Raw genomic sequence first — 16,720 nt, 5'->3', positions numbered from 1 at the left:
CCCCCCCCCCCCCCCCCCCCCCCCCCCCCCCCCCCCCCACCAATCCAAAAAAAATCTGCTTCCTCTGAAAAGAAGAAGCAGATCCCTAACATATTGCATGAATTAGTTGGTTTAGCGTGTACAGTTGGCTGTCCACGTTCTGCCATCTTTAGTGTAAAATATTTTTAATTCATTGTTGTCAATTCTTATATAAGAAGTTCCGTTCGATCCGATCATAACTAGGGTATGATCGCCTTGCTGTTCAAATTCCACTCCATTTAAATCTGGAATTCCGTCTGAAAACGCAAAGTTGTATTTTGTTCCGCTGGCAATTTTGGTTACAAAAACACTTCCGTTATCCTTTGAGATATTGCTTGAACCATCAACATAAGTTACCTTTCCTTTATAAGTTCCGGCAAAAAAATCGTTGTTGGTAGGATCATCGTCTCTGCTACAAGATGAGATTGCGGCGATCATAAAGCATACCATTGCAAATAGTCCGAAGACCTTCATTGTTTTTTTCATAATATTAAATTTCGTTAAGTTGGTACTGTGTAATTTTCAAACAATATGCCAGTAAACAAAAGATGTGAAATTTTAACTTTTAATTAAAAGTTTTATTGAAAATTTAAGATTTGATGAATTTTTATAGTGATTTAAATGAATGTGAAGAATGTATTTTTATTTACTTAAAACAAAAAGCTCCGAAAATTAATTCGAAGCTTAGGTGAATTTTAAATTAAATTATTTAGAAGTATAATTTCATACGAATAATTACAAACTGCAAATAATTCAATCTTAAAAGTGATTTTTTATTACTATTTTGTAATTTGGTGTGATAAAAATACAAAAATTTTTCATTATAAAGAGAAATATTTTAAATAATATTAGTTTTGTATCTTTGTAAAGACTAAAAAACGGTTTCGGAAAACTCCCGAAATCGCTTTTGTCGTTTATACCATAATTATTTATGCAGTTAAAAACCATCAATGAAAAGTTTCTTCCGGAACTTCTGAAAAAAGAATTTGGAAAAGAAATTTTTGCTCAGCTTGAAAACAATCATCATATCTCTGTAAAAGGAGGCGCGGGATCTGCGGTTTCTATTTTTGCAGCCGAGCTTTTTCTTACACACAAAAAAAATGTTCTCTATCTGGTAGATGACAAAGAAGATGCTTTATATGCCAACGCAGAAATGGAGGATCTGTTGGGGAAAGAAAAAGTGCTTTATTTTCCGGCAACTCATCTCGATCCTTATCAAGTTGAGAAAACACAGAATGCCAATTTGGTACTTAGAACTGAGGTTTTAAATAAAATAAATTCCAGTAAATCTCCGAAAGTGATTGTTGCTTATGCAGGTGCTTTGTCGGAAAAGGTATTGAAAAAAGAAGATTTCAAGGCGATTTCTCATCATATTAAAGTGGGCGACCAGCTTGACTTTGATTTTGTGGATGAATTGTTGAATCATTATAATTTCCAACAGGCAGATTTCGTTTCCGAGCCTGGAGAATTTTCTGTACGAGGAGGAATTGTGGATGTTTTTTCGTATTCCAATGAAAAACCATATCGTATCACATTTTTCGGGAATGAGGTCGAAAGCATTAAAACCTTTGATATTGAATCTCAACTTTCAATAGATAAAGTAAAAGATTTTCAATTGGTTTCTAATATGAATTTTTCGGTGACGGGAAGTCGGGTTTCTTTGCTTCAATTATTATCGGAGGAAAGTTTCATCGTATCCAAAAACGGAATCGTAGGAATGCATAAAATAAAAGCATTTTACGAGAAAGCGCTGGAAAAATATAAAACATTAAATAAAGATATTGCGCACAGAACGCCACAGGAATTATTTATTTCTGATCAGGAATTTTTGTTTGATTATAAAAAATTCAAAACAGTAGATTTCAGCAGCGTTTCCATAGAAGGATTAATTGAATTGACGGATGTTTCCATCAACCAAACTTCACAACCTTCATTTCATAAAAACTTTGAATTGCTGATTCAGGATTTGGAAGACCGTCAAAGTGAAGGTTTTGATACATGGATTTCTTTTTCCACCGAAAAACAAAAAGAAAGATTGGAATCTATTTTTGAAGAATTAAAGCACGAGCTTCCTTTTAAAAGTTTTAAGTCTGAACTTCACGAAGGGTTCGTAGATCTCGATCATAAATTATTAGTGTATACCGATCACCAGATTTTCGACCGTTACCAAAGATATAAGGCAAAAAATACATTTGCTAAGTCTGAACAATTGACTTTAAAAGATTTAATGTCTTTGAAAGTGGGTGATTATATTGCTCACATCGACCACGGAATCGGGAAATTTATGGGATTGGTGAAGGTAAATAATGATGGAAAAATTCAGGAATGTTTTAAACTAACCTATAAGAATGGAGACTTATTATATGTAAGCATTCATTCACTTCATAAAATTTCAAAATATAACGGGCCAGACGGAAAAGAAATTGTTCTAAGTAAGTTGGGATCGCCGACTTGGAAATCATTAAAACAGAAAACGAAAGCTAAGGTTAAGCAAATCGCTTTCGACCTTATAAAATTATATGCGCAAAGAAAAACGGCGGTCGGATTTTCATTTACTCCTGATTCTTACCTGCAAAATGAATTAGAAGCGAGTTTTATCTATGAAGATACGCCAGATCAGGAAAAAGCAACCATTGATGTGAAAAAAGATATGGAAGCCACAACTGTTATGGATCGTTTGGTTTGCGGAGATGTTGGCTTTGGTAAAACAGAAGTCGCAATTCGTGCGGCGTTCAAAGCAGCAACAGATGGAAAGCAGGTAGCTGTATTGGTTCCGACTACAATTTTGGCGTTTCAGCATTACAGAAGTTTCAAAGAAAGATTGAAAGATTTTCCTGTAAATGTGTCTTATATCAACCGTTTCAGGACTGCAAAACAGAAATCTGAAACCTTGGAGGCTTTGAAAAACGGTAAAGTAGACATTATTATAGGAACGCATCAATTGGTGAGCGCTTCGGTTAAGTTTAAAGATTTAGGCTTATTAATTATCGATGAAGAGCATAAGTTTGGAGTTTCTGTAAAAGATAAGCTTAAAACAATAAAAAATAATGTAGACACCCTTACATTGACGGCAACACCCATTCCGAGAACGTTACAATTTTCGTTGATGGCGGCAAGAGATTTATCGGTTATTAAAACGCCACCACCAAACAGACAGCCTGTTGATACGCAATTGATTGGTTTTAGCGAAGAAATTCTTCGTGATGCTGTTTCTTATGAACTTCAACGTGACGGGCAGGTTTATTTCATCAACAACAGAGTTGAGAACCTGAAAGATATTGCCGGATTAATTCAAAGATTGGTTCCTGATGCGAGAGTAATTACAGGTCATGGACAGATGGATGGCAAGCAATTGGAAAAGAACGTTCTGGACTTCATGGAAGGGAAGTATGACGTTTTGGTTTCCACAACGATTGTTGAAAGTGGTGTAGACGTTCCGAATGCGAATACGATTTTCATTAATGATGCTCAAAGATTCGGGATGGCAGATCTTCACCAGATGAGAGGTAGAGTAGGGCGTAGCAATAGAAAAGCCTTCTGCTACCTGATTACGCCGCCTTATGATATGATGACTTCGGATGCAAGAAAACGATTGGAAGCAATTGAGCAGTTTTCAGATTTGGGAAGTGGTTTCCAGATTGCGATGAAGGATTTGGAAATTCGTGGTGCGGGAGATCTTTTAGGTGCCGAACAGAGTGGATTTATCAATGAAATGGGCTTTGAAACCTATCAAAAACTAATGCAGGAGGCACTTGAAGAATTAAAGGATGATGAGGAATTTGAAAGCTTATTTGATAATGAGGAAGATCGTAAAAAATTGTTCAAATCGGTAAAGGAAGTGAATATTGATACCGACTTAGAATTGATGCTTCCGGACTCTTATGTTTCGAATATTGAAGAGCGTTTATCGCTTTATCAGAAGATTGCGGACATCGAAAATGAGGAAGAACTGCAAAAATTTGAGTCAGAATTGATCGATCGCTTCGGAAATTTACCAAATGAAGCAATAAATTTATTAAAAAGTGTTGCCCTAAAATGGCTAGCTTCCGACATCGGTTTTGAAAAAATTGTGATGAAAAACGGTGTATTTCTAGGCTATTTCCCCAGCAACCCGCAAGACAAATTTTACCAAACAGACAAGTTTAAGCACATCATAAATTATCTTACAAAAAACCCGTCTGAAGCCCAGCTAAAGGAGAAAATCGGCAAAGATGGAAATCACCTCATGATGAGAAAAGGTAATATAATAAATGTCGATGAAGTGAATTATCTGTTAAAATCGATACTGAAAATGGAGAATTAATTCGCCAAACATAGAAATAATTCTACTTTTCAATAAGATATATTCTATGCTGTAATTAACTTATTTCTATTGATTTAGATCATAATAACTGGATTTTTTGGTAAAAAATATTTACCTTTGCAGTCCCTTATTATGAAAAAATCTATTTATCAATGTATGGCTGTTTTGATGTTCTCAATACAGGCATACGCTCAGGTGGGAATTGGGATAAGTACCCCCAATGCAACTCTCGATATTAACGGGAAGACTACCTTAAGAAAAGAGCTAAAAGTAGGCGGTACTTCAAATCAGGCAGGAAGCGCCGGATTAAATGGCCAAGTGTTGGTTTCCCAAGGAGAAGGTTTACCTCCTGTTTGGAGATCGTTGAATGTTTCCTTCATTGAAGAAGGTCAATACAAGCTGATCAATTCTTATTTGTCATCAGATCAGGCAGGAATCTCAAGTCTTTCCAGTGGTACTGGGGCAGACGGTATTTTAAAAAACAGCGTTGGAGATGATGTTACAGATCCTACAAAAGGAAAGTGGGTGAAGATTGACGGGCTGAAAAATATTTTTGAAATTAAAAATGCCAAAAACCGACTTACCTACCAATTCCAGACAGGAATCGAGATGAAAGCTCCGGTAGCTACTACGGCGCAAAGTGTTACTTTCACTTGTGGTGTTTTCAGAAATAATAAGCTGGTGGCGGTACGTCCTGATAAGATTACATCGAATAACAACGATGATAAAGGAGGCTTCCAGGATTATATTTTTACTCTTAACTATACTGAACAGAATGTTCCTATGGGTACTCAAACTATTGAGGTCGCGTGTAGAAAGACTGAATCGTCTAACGCAAGTAATTTATTTGCTATCGGACGTAATATCAGCAACTCGAATAATATTTCTAATGCATTTACTCAGGAATCTAATTTCAAAGTAGATGTTATTGAATACGTAACCTATAGAGCTAACTAATCTGAAATTTTTCAATGAAAAAAATAATATCAATCCTATGTATTTCTGTAGGATTATCACTTTCTGCGCAAGTTGGTATAAAAACTGAAGCGCCAAAATCTACGCTTGATGTAAATGGAGATACTAACCTTAGAGGAAAGCTTGCTGTTTTGAATACGGTAGATAATGTACTTTCCGAAGGTGCTAATGACCAGGTTTTGGTTTCTCAGGGAGCAGGATATCCGCCAATCTGGAAAACACTTCGTATTCCGGAGTATGAACCGAATAAATTTTATTTGATCTTTAATAATTCTTTTTCAGATAGAACCGGGGTTACTTTTACAAGCAATGAAGTATCCAACAACGGGGCTTCGAGATCTACTACACTGGTGAAAGATGCTACGTTTGCGAGTTTAAACAGGTTCAAAAAAATTCCCGGGTTATCTCAAAACTTTACAGTTTACAGCTCAGACAGCAAAACGTATTTTCAGTTTGAAACCGTTGTTCAGGCAACTTTTCCTGTGAATTCTTCTCCCGATATTTCTATTGATTATGCTTGTGGGATTTTTGTGGATGATAAATTGGTGAATTTAAGACAGAGAAACCTTAAAGCAAGTAGTGCAGCCAGTACTTTTATTACCCACAATCAGATTGGTATGGCTGCGAATTTAGACAAAGGTTCACATTCTGTAAGCGTGGCATGTTCAAGATTAAAGTCTTATAACTCTACGGCTACATTAGGTATTGGAATTAACGTTGCCGCCAATATCGATGATTTCATCACACAGTCTTCTCTTAAAGTTGATGTTTACGAAATTCCTCAAGTATTTAATACAATCTTAAACTAAATCATGAAGAAAATATTTATTATAACGTTATCATTGTTTTCATTGGCGATTTCCGCTCAGGTGGGAATAAATACCAGAACTCCAGTTAATATGCTGGATATTAATGGAGATTTAGGATTAAGAAAGGAATTAAGAACAGGAGGTACTAATACAGTAAAAGGTTCTCCCGGAGCCGCCGGAACAATTTTACACAACAATTCTGCATTGGCAGTAAACGATTGGAAAAGTATCAAAATTGCAGACGGGCAAGGAAGTATGTCGGTATTTTTTATGAATACGGTATCTGATAAAACGGGAGCACAATTTAGCGGAGCTAATGGCTCTACAGATCCTTATGAAGAAAATATGACAATTACCAGTGCATGGACAGTTCTTCCAGGCACGCAGGATACCTACTCTGTAACCTCGTCTACAAATAAAGTATTTTTCACATTCCAGACGACTGCACAGAAAACGGCTAACACAAATTCTTCTACAGGATTTGCCTGCGGGATCTTTGTTGATAATCAATTGAAAGCAGTAAGAACAGATGTTTTGATCGGTACAGACGGGGCTTATAAGATTTTTAACTTGAATGCTACGTTAACTAATGTACCTCAAAAAAATAATTATGCTGTAAAAGTAGCCTGTACAAAAAGAAACCTGAATAATGGTACATTGGGAATTGGTAGATCAGTAAATGATACGTATCTGAATACTGATATGTCGCAATCTGTACTTACAACTTCGGTAATGCAGCCTTATTAAGCTTTTAAATTATATACAAATTTTTGAAAACCTGATGACTTTTGCCTTCAGGTTTTTTTAGAACAAATTTTATCTAAAATATTGATAAAGAATTTGTTTTTTTAGCTTAAAACAAAAATATTCTATTAATACTTTCGTTATAATATGAATAAAAATATACTTTTTATTCAAAAAAAAATTATATTTGTGGAAAAATAAACAAACACCTGGAAATGAAACAACTTTTCTATTTTATTTTACTCATTGCCGGTCTATCTTCTATCCATTCTTGTAAAGAAATGATAGATGAAGACGGAAATTCATTGATCGATTTAAATCCGGATAGCGGTCTTACAGGGCCTAGAGCTCTGTTTAGAGAAGTTACGGATGCAGATACACTTGCAGAATATCATTATAACGGGTTGCTTCTTACAAAAGTTCTTACAGACAGTGGTTCTGTAACGAATATTGCTTATAGCGGAGATAAAATTAGCAAAATCGATTTTATGGGATTCTTGGATCTTGATGGTGATGGTGATTTAAATAAAGATAGTGTTTCTTACTCTCAGTTATTTACTTATGGGCCAACCGGGAAATTGGTAACAATCTCTGAAAATCGTTCTTTCTTTAAAAGAACTCCAGCTGTGCCGCCGTCTACAACGCCTGGTCCTCAAACGCTTTATAAAAAGACAAAATCACTTTATACGCTGAAATATAGCGCTACTACAGATAAACTTGAATCTATTGGTATGCAAAATGGCCCGGATGCGTCTGGTACACCTTTCGTTTTTACAGACTATTCAGATACAAAGTATGAATATCAGGGAGATAATGTATCTAAAGTAACAAGAGAGTATGGTCCTGTAGGAGGTGGAGTTGTCACTAAATACGGATATGATTATTATTCTTATGATACACAGATCAGTCCGTTTACATTATTGCCTTTCGGATATAAAATTTCAAGATTATTGTCTACAGAATCAAATGATGTAGAAAGTTTCATCTTGTCACCAAACAGTCCGAAAAGAATCTCTATTACAGATCTTATGACACCAATTCCGAGCCCGGTATTCTTAACAACAGATTACCTTTACGATCCTCAAACGTATATGAGAGTTGGTTTCGGAATAAATTATATCTACAAACCATTGTAAGAAATAAATTTTTAAATAATATTAAACTCAACCTTTCTGAAGGTTGAGTTTTATTTTTAATGCCTTAATTTTGCAAAAAATTTCTCGATGAAATATTTAATAGTTGGCCTTGGAAACAAAGGTGCAGAATACGAAAATACACGCCATAATATAGGATTTAAAGTTGCCGATAAAATTGCGGAAACATTAGAAGTTTCATTCAATACCACCAATTTCGGCTGGATGGCAGACGGAAAATACAAAGGAAGAAGAGTCTTGGTTTTAAAACCTGATACTTATATGAATCTTTCCGGAAATGCCGTGAAATACTGGATGCAGAAAGAAAATATTCCGTTGGAAAATGTGCTGATTGTTACGGATGATTTGGCATTGCCTTTCGGAACGTTGAGGTTAAAAGGAAAAGGCTCTGATGCAGGACATAACGGATTGAAAAATATCAATGAAGTATTGCAAACTCAAAATTACGCGCGACTTCGTTTCGGAATTTCTGCTGATTTTTCTGAAGGAAGACAAGTTGATTACGTTTTAGGAACATGGAATGCAGAAGAATCTGAAAAGCTTTCCGAAAGAATTGAAAAGTTTACAAAGGCTTCTTTATCCTTCGTTTTTGCTGGAATTAATAATACAATGTCTGCTTTTAATGGGAAATAAAATTCGACGATAAATTAAATAATATACTTTTTCAGGTTATAGAGGATGGAAGCTCGGGGCTGGAAAAGGGAAGCTATGTAAGGTTATAAAAATCAAAATCTTCCTTTTTTCTTTGAATTTTTGTCATCATTACAGAATGAGGAACTTAATGATCTTCCAGCTTCCAGGCAAATTCTTATGCCGAATTCAAATTATTTGCTGACAACGGCAATGTCTTTTATGATTTTCTTTTCCATCATATTTTTCTGCCCAACGGTGAAGTGGTAATTATTTCCTTCTTCCGCAAACTGAATTGGCCCTGTGGGAATATCATCTGTTCTCCACTTTACAATTAAAGTAAGGTCGTTATCGTTATCAAAATCTTTTTCAGAAAACCTGAAACTGGTGCTTGTCATCGGATTATTTACATCTTCATTGAAGGTAGATTTTGCCATTTTTGGCTGCATCTGAACCATATCTTTTATTAGCAATCCGAAACGTTTACCAATGTATTTATCCTTGTTCATTTCAAATTTTCTCAGATAAGATAAAGTGTCAATTGCTTTTTTGGATGTTTCCTGAGCTTTTGTAAATCCGTTTAGAAAAAATAAAATTCCGAAAAGAAATATTTTGAACTGTATTTTCATAAGTTGATTAATCGTAAATTTTTAGAATATCAAATGTAGGTATTTTGAAAATGTACTGAAATTGCCTTTTAGTTAAAACTCTATTAAAAATATGTGTTTTAAAAACAATCAACCCAAAAGAATCAACTGTCAACTAATTATAAAAAAGGCCACCGAAAAATTCCGATGGCCAATAGTTGTACTTTTAAAAATTTAATTTCCAATCTATCTAACTATAACATTCTTAATTATAACCAAGTTACAACACCTGTTTCAACATCGTAGTTAGCGCCTACAATTTTGATTTTACCTTCAGTTTCAAGGTTTCTCAGTGTTGAACTTTGCTTGCGGATATCTTCAATCGCGCTCTTTACATTTTGTTGGTTTAATCTTTCCAACAAAGAACTGTTTTTAGACGAACGCTCTTCACCTTCTTCGATTACTTCCTTAATGATAGGATCGAAATGATTAATCAAATGATTCAAATTATCCATTCCTAAACCTTCGATTTGCGCAGCATCAAGACCTCCTTTCAGAGCGCCACATTTTGTATGTCCTAAAACAACAACCAGTTTAGAACCCGCTACATTACAACCGAATTCCATTGATCCTAAAATATCCTGATTAACAAAATTTCCTGCAATTCTGATGCTGAAAACATCTCCCAGTCCTTGGTCAAAGATCAGTTCCGCAGAAGTACGGCTGTCGATACAGCTAAGAACCACAGCAAAAGGCCATTGCCCTTCTCTTGTCGCGTTTACCTGCTCCAAAAGGTCTCTGTTTGCCTTTAAATTGTTTACGAATCTTTGGTTTCCTTCCTTTAAAAACTCTAATGCTTTTTCTGGAGTAATTGTTGACTGAGTTTCAGACGTATGTGCTTTCATATTTTTATTATTTATTATTAAATTTTACTTTTTTAAAGTTAAAAAAATTATTGAAATGAGCTTACATTGCTCTTTTATGAGTAACCAAAATGTGAGAGTCTTCATCCCTTTCATAGTCTCTGTATGAAGTTTTGAAGCCTAATAGTTCCACATTAATGTCTTCTTCTTTAGCGCGGATATTGGCAAAATCCTGTATCATTTCCAATACATCCGTCGCAATATAGGATGTTCCTCTCGCATCAATGGTTACGTTAGAATTTGCTTTTATGTTTTTTAGCGTTTTTTTAATCGCTGCTTTATTCAAAAATGAAACTTCCTCAGCCAGTTTGATATTAATTCCGTCTGCATCGTTCAGTTTTTCACGGCTTAAATAATAAGCACGTTTCATATTTCCCTGAAGAATATAGAAAACGGAAATGGCTAAACCAATTCCAACACCTTTTAGTAAGTCGGTTGCAACCACGGCGATTACCGTCGCCACAAACGGAATAAACTGGAATTTTCCTAAATGCCAGAAATGTTTGAATGTTGCTGGTTTTGCTAATTTATATCCCACCAAAAGCAAAACTGCCGCCAATGTTGCTAATGGAATCAGGTTTAAAATCATCGGAATTGATAATACACAAATTAATAGGAGAACTCCATGAATGATCGCTGATAATTTTGAAGTAGCACCTGCATTAGCATTCGCAGAGCTTCTTACGACAACTGAAGTCATCGGAAGCCCACCAATAAATGAACTGATAAGATTTCCGATTCCCTGAGCTTTTAATTCAAGGTTGGTATCTGTTATTCTTCTTTGTCTGTCTAATCTGTCGGATGCCTCGATACAAAGTAAGGTTTCAATAGAAGCTACAATGGCAATGGTTGCCCCTACGATCCATACTTTAGGATTGGTGAAGCCGTTGAAATCGGGCATTGTAACAAGATTTTTGAAATCATCAAACGACTGCGGAATAGGCAAAACAACTAAATGTTTTGGGCTAATTGCTAAAGAGCTTCCTGTCAGTTTAAAAATTTCATTTAATAAAATACCTGCAACTACAGCTACAAGAGCTCCTGGAAGCATTTTCATTCTTCTTAGCGTCGGTATTTTGTCCCAAGCTAAAAGAATTCCTACTGAAACCAAGGTTACAATAATGGCTCCCGGATGAACTGCTCCGAACAGTTCGGTAAAATAATTGAAATTGAGGCCGTTATCAAAGATAGATTCGTGACCTTCATAGTCTTTATCGAATCCCAATGCATGGGGGATTTGTTTTAAAATAATAATGATACCGATGGCGGCAAGCATTCCTTCAATAACGTTATTCGGGAAGTAATTAGATATACTTCCTGCTCGAACGAAGCCTAAAACCAACTGGATAAGCCCCGCAATAATTCCTGCACAAAGAAAAAGTTCGAATGCACCTAAATCTGTGATCGCCGTTAAGACAATCGCCGTAAGACCTGCAGCAGGGCCAGAAACCGAAATATTCGAATTACTGATCGTTCCTACTACCAAACCACCCACGATACCGGCAATGATACCTGACAATGGTGGTGCTCCTGATGCTAATGCAATTCCTAAACAAAGAGGAAGCGCTACTAAGAATACAACGAGTCCTGAAGGGAAATTCTCCTTTATTCCTCCTATTAATGATGTGTTTTTCATGATATGAAAATGCTGTGATTATAACAGGTCAGCTGTGATTAACCCATTATAAAAAGATTGGAAATTTAATTTTTAAAGCACGCGTTGATTCAATACCATCAAAATGATAATGAATACGATAAAAAATCTAACTATACTTAAAAATTAGGCTTCCGGAGGCGGAGAAAATATGCTGAGTAGGGGAGATAGATGAAAATCATCATCTATCAGTATAAAAGACCTATGCGTAAGGTCTGGCTCCGTAAACTTTACGTAATCGAATACGCTTAAAGTTTTTGGAAGTGTTTTTTCATAAACTACAAAAGAGGTTGCGTGAGAATTGGGTTCTTCCTCATTCACAATGATATTCGTACGTATTATTTTCCAGCCGAAAACTGCAGCAATACTTGGTAGTGCTGTGAAGTTTAAGACGAATAATAATGTAATAATACTCCAGAATTTCATTTTACTCTTTTTTTCGAGCAGAAAACTATTTTATTTTCCTGCTCATTACCCAATCTGAGCTTGTAAGATTGTAGATTTTTTGGATGTCTTTCAATATTTTTTCAAAATCGATCTCCAAATCAATGATCTTACCCGTTCTCAGGTCAAAAACCCAGCCGTGCACTACAGGATATTCTTCTAAAATATACCTTTCCTGTACACAGGCCATTTTTATAACGTTGATGCATTGCTCCTGAACATTGAGCTCAACAAGCCTGTCATAACGTTTTCCTTCATCTTCAATTGAATCTAATTCTGCCTGATGCAATCTGTACACATCACGAATATTTCTCAGCCAAGGATTCAATAATCCTAAATCTTGAGGCGTCATCGCTGCTTTTACACCACCGCAGTTGTAATGTCCGCAAACAATAATATGTTTTACTTTCAGATGTTCTACTGCATACTGAATAACTGCTGTTGAACTCATATCTAAAGTATTTACCACATTGGCAATGTTTCTTGTCACGAAAACTTCGCCTGGTTTGGCACCCATCAATTCTTCTGCTGTAGCTCTGCTGTCTGAACATCCTATGTATAAATAATCAGGAGTCTGCGTTTTAGCTAATTCATGAAAGAATTCAGGATTGTCTGCAACCTTAGATTCTACCCATTTTCTATTGTTTTCAAAAATACTTTCGTACGATTGTGACATACTTTAAAAGTTTAATTATTTATTTCGTTTAAATTATTTTTAAATTCAATAGACCAAATCAATAATGCAAAAATATAATTTTTGTTGAAAGATTAATCACTTTTAACAATATTTAATATTAAAATATGCTTAAAATCATATATATCAATTAATACTAAACCTTATTTTTATCATTAAAGCGTATATTTTGCCTTTTTGATAATTTAAACATCTTAAAATTCTCAGATAAAATTACGAACTCTCAGGTAGAAAACAATATTCAAACACATAAAATATTCTTAATTGTTTATAAAAAAATCAACTTATTAAAAGTTGATTTATATTTTTAAGTTATTTATTTCAATGTGTTGATTATTTTAAGATCGGTTTAAATCTTATTATTGATATAGCCTTCTGTAGCATTGCTTTTAGGATAGATTTTTCCAGGATTTCCCATCACCACAGAATCTGCCGGAACATCAAAATTAACATAAGAGTTTGGTGCAATCAAAGTATTTCTTCCGATGGTAATGCCGCCTACAATAACCGCATTAGTACCGATCCACACTTCGTCTTCAATGGTAGGAAAACCTTGAGATTTTCCCCGGTTTTGCTGGCCAATGGTTACACCTTGCGCGATATTACAGTTTTTACCGACTTTTGCTTTTGGGTTAATCACCAATGCGCCCCAATGCCCTAAATATAAACCTTCGCCAATTTCTGTTTCTGGATAAATCTGATAACCATATTTGATCTGATAATGCCTCAAAACAAACTTCCAGAAAATATTTAAACCCGGAGTTTTTAGATGCTTTTGAGATTTTCTTAAAACATAAATAAAATGAAGATTCGGATTAATACACTTTGATAAAAGCTGGAAACCTGAAAGCCATTTTCCGCTTTCTCTGTAGAAATCTTTTTGTATGATAGAATGGTTTGACATGTATTTTACAATTTATACCGCATCAATTATTTCCTGAAGATGCTTAACAGATTTTTCCAAGACAAAAGGTAGATCTGTTTGTTCTATTTCTTTTTTATAATGCTCAGAAAGGCTTTTGTCAATTAGAAATTTTTTCATTCCATCATAAATTCCATCTTCTGAATTTGGAGTAATAATTCCTAATTTTCCGTCTTGTAAAAGATCCTTAATTCCTGAAATATCAGTCGCTGAAATTGGCTTGTTTAACAGCAAAGCTTCGGCGATAATCGTTGGAAAACCTTCATGTCGTGAAGACATAATATAGAAATCTGCCTTTTTCAAATAAGGATAAGGATTGCTTCGGAAACCCAGCATTTTTGCCGTTTCCTGAAGTTCTAATTTTTCAAGTAAAGCCTGAATATTGTTGAGGTCATAACCGTCCCCAATGATGATTAACTGATGTTTTAAACCTTCATCTAAAAGCTTTTTGTGAACTTCTAATAATCTATCGTAGCCTTTTTGAGGATAAACAGTTCCCACGCTTACAAATGTCGGAATATCATTATTAAAAGGATAGTCATCAATTGAAACATTTGCCTTTTGAAGAGTATCTTGTTTATCAATCGGGTTGAAAATTTTAATAACCGACTGTTTTTCTTTGTCATTTTTGGCGAGCTTGTGCATTTCTTCCTGAAGTTTGTTGGAAATAACCAAGATTTTATCAAACTTAAAAAATTCACGGATAACCTCGGAAGTGTAATCTTTTAAATTAAAAATATCATTCTGAACCCAAATGATTTTCTTTGAATCTTTCTGTGGACTGGAAAGTATTTCTTTATACATCCCGTGAATGGCAGCCAGCTCAACATCATATTTTTTGTTCTTTAAAACAAATTTATAAAGCAATGACGGAAACCAAAGAAACATTTTCTGGTAAAGAACTCTGTAAGCCTTCACCGGAATTTCATGAGGTTTGTTGGTGGTAATCATCTCACCTTTAAGCAAATAAAAAACATTAACCCAAGATGGAACTTCTTTAATGTAAATTCCTGAATATAAATTAATTAATAAATCAACTTCATACTTATCGGGAGAAATATTTTTCAGAAAAGTCACAAGTACTTTTTCTGCGCCGCCGTGACGAAGTGAGCCTATTCGAATGAGGATTTTCTTTTTTTTCGACATCTATTTTCTTACAGGTTTATAAGTGTGAGGAAGATTTTTTTTGATGTGATCTTCTAATGCTTTACGGTCTTTTTCTAATTCTAAAGGGTAAACCGTATTGTTTGCTAACAATTTATCTCCATATTGCTCAATGGTGCAAATAAATCTCGCCGGAGCCCCAGCATACACCGAATTATCAGGAACAGAAGAGCTTACAACACTCATTGAGCCTACAATACAGTTGCTTCCAATAGAAACTCCCGGTAGAAGTACGGCGCCTTTTCCAATAAATGTGTTGTTGCCGATTTTTATTCTTCCAAATGTTCTTCCGTCTTTATATTTTTCAATTCTTTTGGTTACTCTTCCGTCGCCGCCGTGATTGATAAATGAAACACCTTCTGCGATGGTAACATTGTCGCCCATTTCAATCAGAAAACATTCTGAACCAAAGTTTGGAATGCCCTGAACATATAAATTTTCGCCAACTTTCATTCCTTGATGGATGGCAACTTTTATGGCAGCTTGTTTTACCAGATCCTGATACAGAGAACGAATTTTCAGGATAATTCTGTATAATAATATCATTTGTGAGACAATTTTAAAATTATATTTTCAACAGCATCAAAAATTTTTTGATTATCGAACTGTTCATCTATGTTTTCTAAATTTTTATTGATTTTAGCAATCAATTCTGGTTCAGTCATGAATTTTTTCATCGCTTCATACATTTCATCCGTTTCATAATTGATGAGATAGCCATTTTCTTCATGGGTAATCATTTCCGGAATTCCTCCAACATTGGTGGCAATGATGGGTTTTTGGAGAATCAAAGTATCGGCTATAATCAATGGCCAGCCTTCAGATTCTGAGGGCAGAATATAAAAATCGGCATTTTTTACATAAGGATAAGGATTTAGTAAAGATCCTAAAAATTCAAAACTTTTGGTAACGCCTAACTTTTCTGCCTGTTTTTTTAAGTTTTCTTTTTCTTCGCCATCGCCAATAACTACAATATGATGATCAAAGCCCTCTTTTAATAATCTTGCATGGGCGTCCATCAATTTATGAAATCCTTTTCTAGAATGTAGTCTTGCTACAGATGCAAAAACGGGTTTGTTGGGAAATTCAGGCTTAAATGCGTTTGCTTTTTGTCGTAGCTCATCAATTGGAATTGCATTTAAAATCACTTCATTTTCCGGTAATTTCACATCAGGAAATGTTTTTACAAAAATATCTTTTGTCTGCTGAGATCCAAAAATAAAATAATCAAACTGAGGAATCTGCCTTAAAACTGCAGGAAGTAATGGTTTGAATTTAGGAACGGTAACATCTGAGTGAAACCAGCCTATTTTCTTTGAGTTTTTATTGCTTGAATTCAAAACTGCTTCAAAAACAGCATATGTGGGAGCAATTTCAACATCATAAGTATCTTTTAAGATTTTATCTGCGATTTTAGGATTGGTTTCAGATTCTTTCAGTTTTAATCTTCTTCTAACTAACTGAACTTTTTTAATTACAGGATTTTTTGACAAATCTTCCTTTCCTTCAGTAAGATAAACTTTTCGAATGTGGGGCGGGATTTCGTTTCGCAATTCTCCCTGATTCATATTTAAACATAACGTCATCTCAAACTTTTCGCGGTTGAGATTATTCAGCATGCTTAAAACAACCTTTTCCACACCGCCCATTTCCATAGAACGGTGCCTGAAGAGGACTTTAATTTTATCGTTTTTCATTA

General features: G+C 34.8%; 16 protein-coding genes. 6 read left to right on the top strand and 10 right to left on the bottom strand.

Features of this window, described 5'->3' with window-relative positions; all coding sequences use genetic code 11:
* Positions 1 to 111: 111 nt before the first annotated feature.
* A complete protein-coding gene (locus ABEG63_RS03640; protein WP_346583058.1) occupies positions 112 to 504 on the bottom strand; it encodes a hypothetical protein in 393 nt (130 codons plus the stop codon).
* A gap of 445 nt (positions 505 to 949) precedes the next feature.
* Here ABEG63_RS03640 and mfd point away from each other — a divergent pair, with 445 nt between their 5' ends.
* From mfd to pth, 6 genes are all read left to right on the top strand, one after another.
* On the top strand, positions 950 to 4,321 hold the full coding sequence (mfd, locus tag ABEG63_RS03635) for a transcription-repair coupling factor (RefSeq protein ID WP_346583056.1): 3,372 nt from the start codon (positions 950 to 952) through the stop codon (positions 4,319 to 4,321).
* Between the two features lie 132 nt (positions 4,322 to 4,453).
* The gene (locus ABEG63_RS03630; protein WP_346583054.1) at positions 4,454 to 5,278 is read left to right on the top strand and encodes a hypothetical protein; all 825 of its coding nucleotides are present in this window, start codon (positions 4,454 to 4,456) and stop codon (positions 5,276 to 5,278) included.
* A gap of 14 nt (positions 5,279 to 5,292) precedes the next feature.
* Positions 5,293 to 6,105: a hypothetical protein gene (locus ABEG63_RS03625; protein WP_267405645.1), complete on the top strand. Its 813-nt coding sequence runs from the start codon at positions 5,293 to 5,295 to the stop codon at positions 6,103 to 6,105.
* A 3-nt stretch (positions 6,106 to 6,108) separates the two neighbouring features.
* The gene (locus tag ABEG63_RS03620) at positions 6,109 to 6,852 is read left to right on the top strand and encodes a hypothetical protein (RefSeq protein WP_267405644.1); all 744 of its coding nucleotides are present in this window, start codon (positions 6,109 to 6,111) and stop codon (positions 6,850 to 6,852) included.
* A 212-nt stretch (positions 6,853 to 7,064) separates the two neighbouring features.
* Complete coding sequence (locus ABEG63_RS03615) at positions 7,065 to 7,985, top strand: hypothetical protein (protein ID WP_346583051.1); 921 nt, start codon at positions 7,065 to 7,067, stop codon at positions 7,983 to 7,985.
* 87 nt (positions 7,986 to 8,072) lie between these two features.
* Positions 8,073 to 8,636 (top strand): aminoacyl-tRNA hydrolase, encoded by a 564-nt coding sequence (pth, locus tag ABEG63_RS03610; protein WP_312389463.1) that lies wholly within the window; start codon positions 8,073 to 8,075, stop codon positions 8,634 to 8,636.
* A gap of 191 nt (positions 8,637 to 8,827) precedes the next feature.
* Here the strand turns inward: pth and ABEG63_RS03605 are convergent, their stop codons facing one another.
* From ABEG63_RS03605 to ABEG63_RS03565, 9 genes are all read right to left on the bottom strand, one after another.
* Complete coding sequence (locus tag ABEG63_RS03605; protein WP_346583049.1) at positions 8,828 to 9,262, bottom strand: hypothetical protein; 435 nt, start codon at positions 9,260 to 9,262, stop codon at positions 8,828 to 8,830.
* A gap of 227 nt (positions 9,263 to 9,489) precedes the next feature.
* Positions 9,490 to 10,125 (bottom strand): carbonic anhydrase family protein, encoded by a 636-nt coding sequence (locus ABEG63_RS03600; protein ID WP_267405638.1) that lies wholly within the window; start codon positions 10,123 to 10,125, stop codon positions 9,490 to 9,492.
* A gap of 61 nt (positions 10,126 to 10,186) precedes the next feature.
* On the bottom strand, positions 10,187 to 11,779 hold the full coding sequence (locus ABEG63_RS03595; protein WP_267405637.1) for a SulP family inorganic anion transporter: 1,593 nt from the start codon (positions 11,777 to 11,779) through the stop codon (positions 10,187 to 10,189).
* A 144-nt stretch (positions 11,780 to 11,923) separates the two neighbouring features.
* Positions 11,924 to 12,223 carry a hypothetical protein gene (locus ABEG63_RS03590; RefSeq protein ID WP_346583047.1) on the bottom strand — a complete coding sequence of 100 codons (300 nt, stop codon included), beginning with the start codon at positions 12,221 to 12,223 and terminating at the stop codon, positions 11,924 to 11,926.
* A gap of 25 nt (positions 12,224 to 12,248) precedes the next feature.
* Positions 12,249 to 12,917, bottom strand: a complete 669-nt coding sequence (locus ABEG63_RS03585; protein WP_267405635.1) for a carbonic anhydrase — start codon at positions 12,915 to 12,917, stop codon at positions 12,249 to 12,251.
* Between the two features lie 367 nt (positions 12,918 to 13,284).
* Complete coding sequence (locus ABEG63_RS03580; RefSeq protein ID WP_312389452.1) at positions 13,285 to 13,839, bottom strand: serine acetyltransferase; 555 nt, start codon at positions 13,837 to 13,839, stop codon at positions 13,285 to 13,287.
* Between the two features lie 12 nt (positions 13,840 to 13,851).
* Positions 13,852 to 15,003 (bottom strand): glycosyltransferase, encoded by a 1,152-nt coding sequence (locus ABEG63_RS03575; protein ID WP_346583044.1) that lies wholly within the window; start codon positions 15,001 to 15,003, stop codon positions 13,852 to 13,854.
* Positions 15,004 to 15,567: a DapH/DapD/GlmU-related protein gene (locus tag ABEG63_RS03570; RefSeq protein ID WP_346583042.1), complete on the bottom strand. Its 564-nt coding sequence runs from the start codon at positions 15,565 to 15,567 to the stop codon at positions 15,004 to 15,006.
* On the bottom strand, positions 15,564 to 16,718 hold the full coding sequence (locus ABEG63_RS03565) for a glycosyltransferase (RefSeq protein WP_267405627.1): 1,155 nt from the start codon (positions 16,716 to 16,718) through the stop codon (positions 15,564 to 15,566). The genes ABEG63_RS03570 and ABEG63_RS03565 overlap by 4 nt, the downstream gene beginning before the upstream one ends.
* Positions 16,719 to 16,720 lie beyond the last annotated feature (2 nt).

This window comes from Chryseobacterium sp. C39-AII1, from assembly GCF_039672645.1.
GTDB lineage: Bacteria > Bacteroidota > Bacteroidia > Flavobacteriales > Weeksellaceae > Chryseobacterium.
This window is presented reverse-complemented; position numbering and strand designations above follow the sequence as displayed.

Coding starts and splice junctions, on each gene's coding strand:
- ABEG63_RS03640 (WP_346583058.1), bottom strand. CDS start 504: ATGAAAAAAACAATGAAGGTCTTCGGACTATTTGCAATGGTATGCTTT.
- mfd (WP_346583056.1), top strand. CDS start 950: ATGCAGTTAAAAACCATCAATGAAAAGTTTCTTCCGGAACTTCTGAAA.
- ABEG63_RS03630 (WP_346583054.1), top strand. CDS start 4,454: ATGAAAAAATCTATTTATCAATGTATGGCTGTTTTGATGTTCTCAATA.
- ABEG63_RS03625 (WP_267405645.1), top strand. CDS start 5,293: ATGAAAAAAATAATATCAATCCTATGTATTTCTGTAGGATTATCACTT.
- ABEG63_RS03620 (WP_267405644.1), top strand. CDS start 6,109: ATGAAGAAAATATTTATTATAACGTTATCATTGTTTTCATTGGCGATT.
- ABEG63_RS03615 (WP_346583051.1), top strand. CDS start 7,065: ATGAAACAACTTTTCTATTTTATTTTACTCATTGCCGGTCTATCTTCT.
- pth (WP_312389463.1), top strand. CDS start 8,073: ATGAAATATTTAATAGTTGGCCTTGGAAACAAAGGTGCAGAATACGAA.
- ABEG63_RS03605 (WP_346583049.1), bottom strand. CDS start 9,262: ATGAAAATACAGTTCAAAATATTTCTTTTCGGAATTTTATTTTTTCTA.
- ABEG63_RS03600 (WP_267405638.1), bottom strand. CDS start 10,125: ATGAAAGCACATACGTCTGAAACTCAGTCAACAATTACTCCAGAAAAA.
- ABEG63_RS03595 (WP_267405637.1), bottom strand. CDS start 11,779: ATGAAAAACACATCATTAATAGGAGGAATAAAGGAGAATTTCCCTTCA.
- ABEG63_RS03590 (WP_346583047.1), bottom strand. CDS start 12,223: ATGAAATTCTGGAGTATTATTACATTATTATTCGTCTTAAACTTCACA.
- ABEG63_RS03585 (WP_267405635.1), bottom strand. CDS start 12,917: ATGTCACAATCGTACGAAAGTATTTTTGAAAACAATAGAAAATGGGTA.
- ABEG63_RS03580 (WP_312389452.1), bottom strand. CDS start 13,839: ATGTCAAACCATTCTATCATACAAAAAGATTTCTACAGAGAAAGCGGA.
- ABEG63_RS03575 (WP_346583044.1), bottom strand. CDS start 15,003: ATGTCGAAAAAAAAGAAAATCCTCATTCGAATAGGCTCACTTCGTCAC.
- ABEG63_RS03570 (WP_346583042.1), bottom strand. CDS start 15,567: ATGATATTATTATACAGAATTATCCTGAAAATTCGTTCTCTGTATCAG.
- ABEG63_RS03565 (WP_267405627.1), bottom strand. CDS start 16,718: ATGAAAAACGATAAAATTAAAGTCCTCTTCAGGCACCGTTCTATGGAA.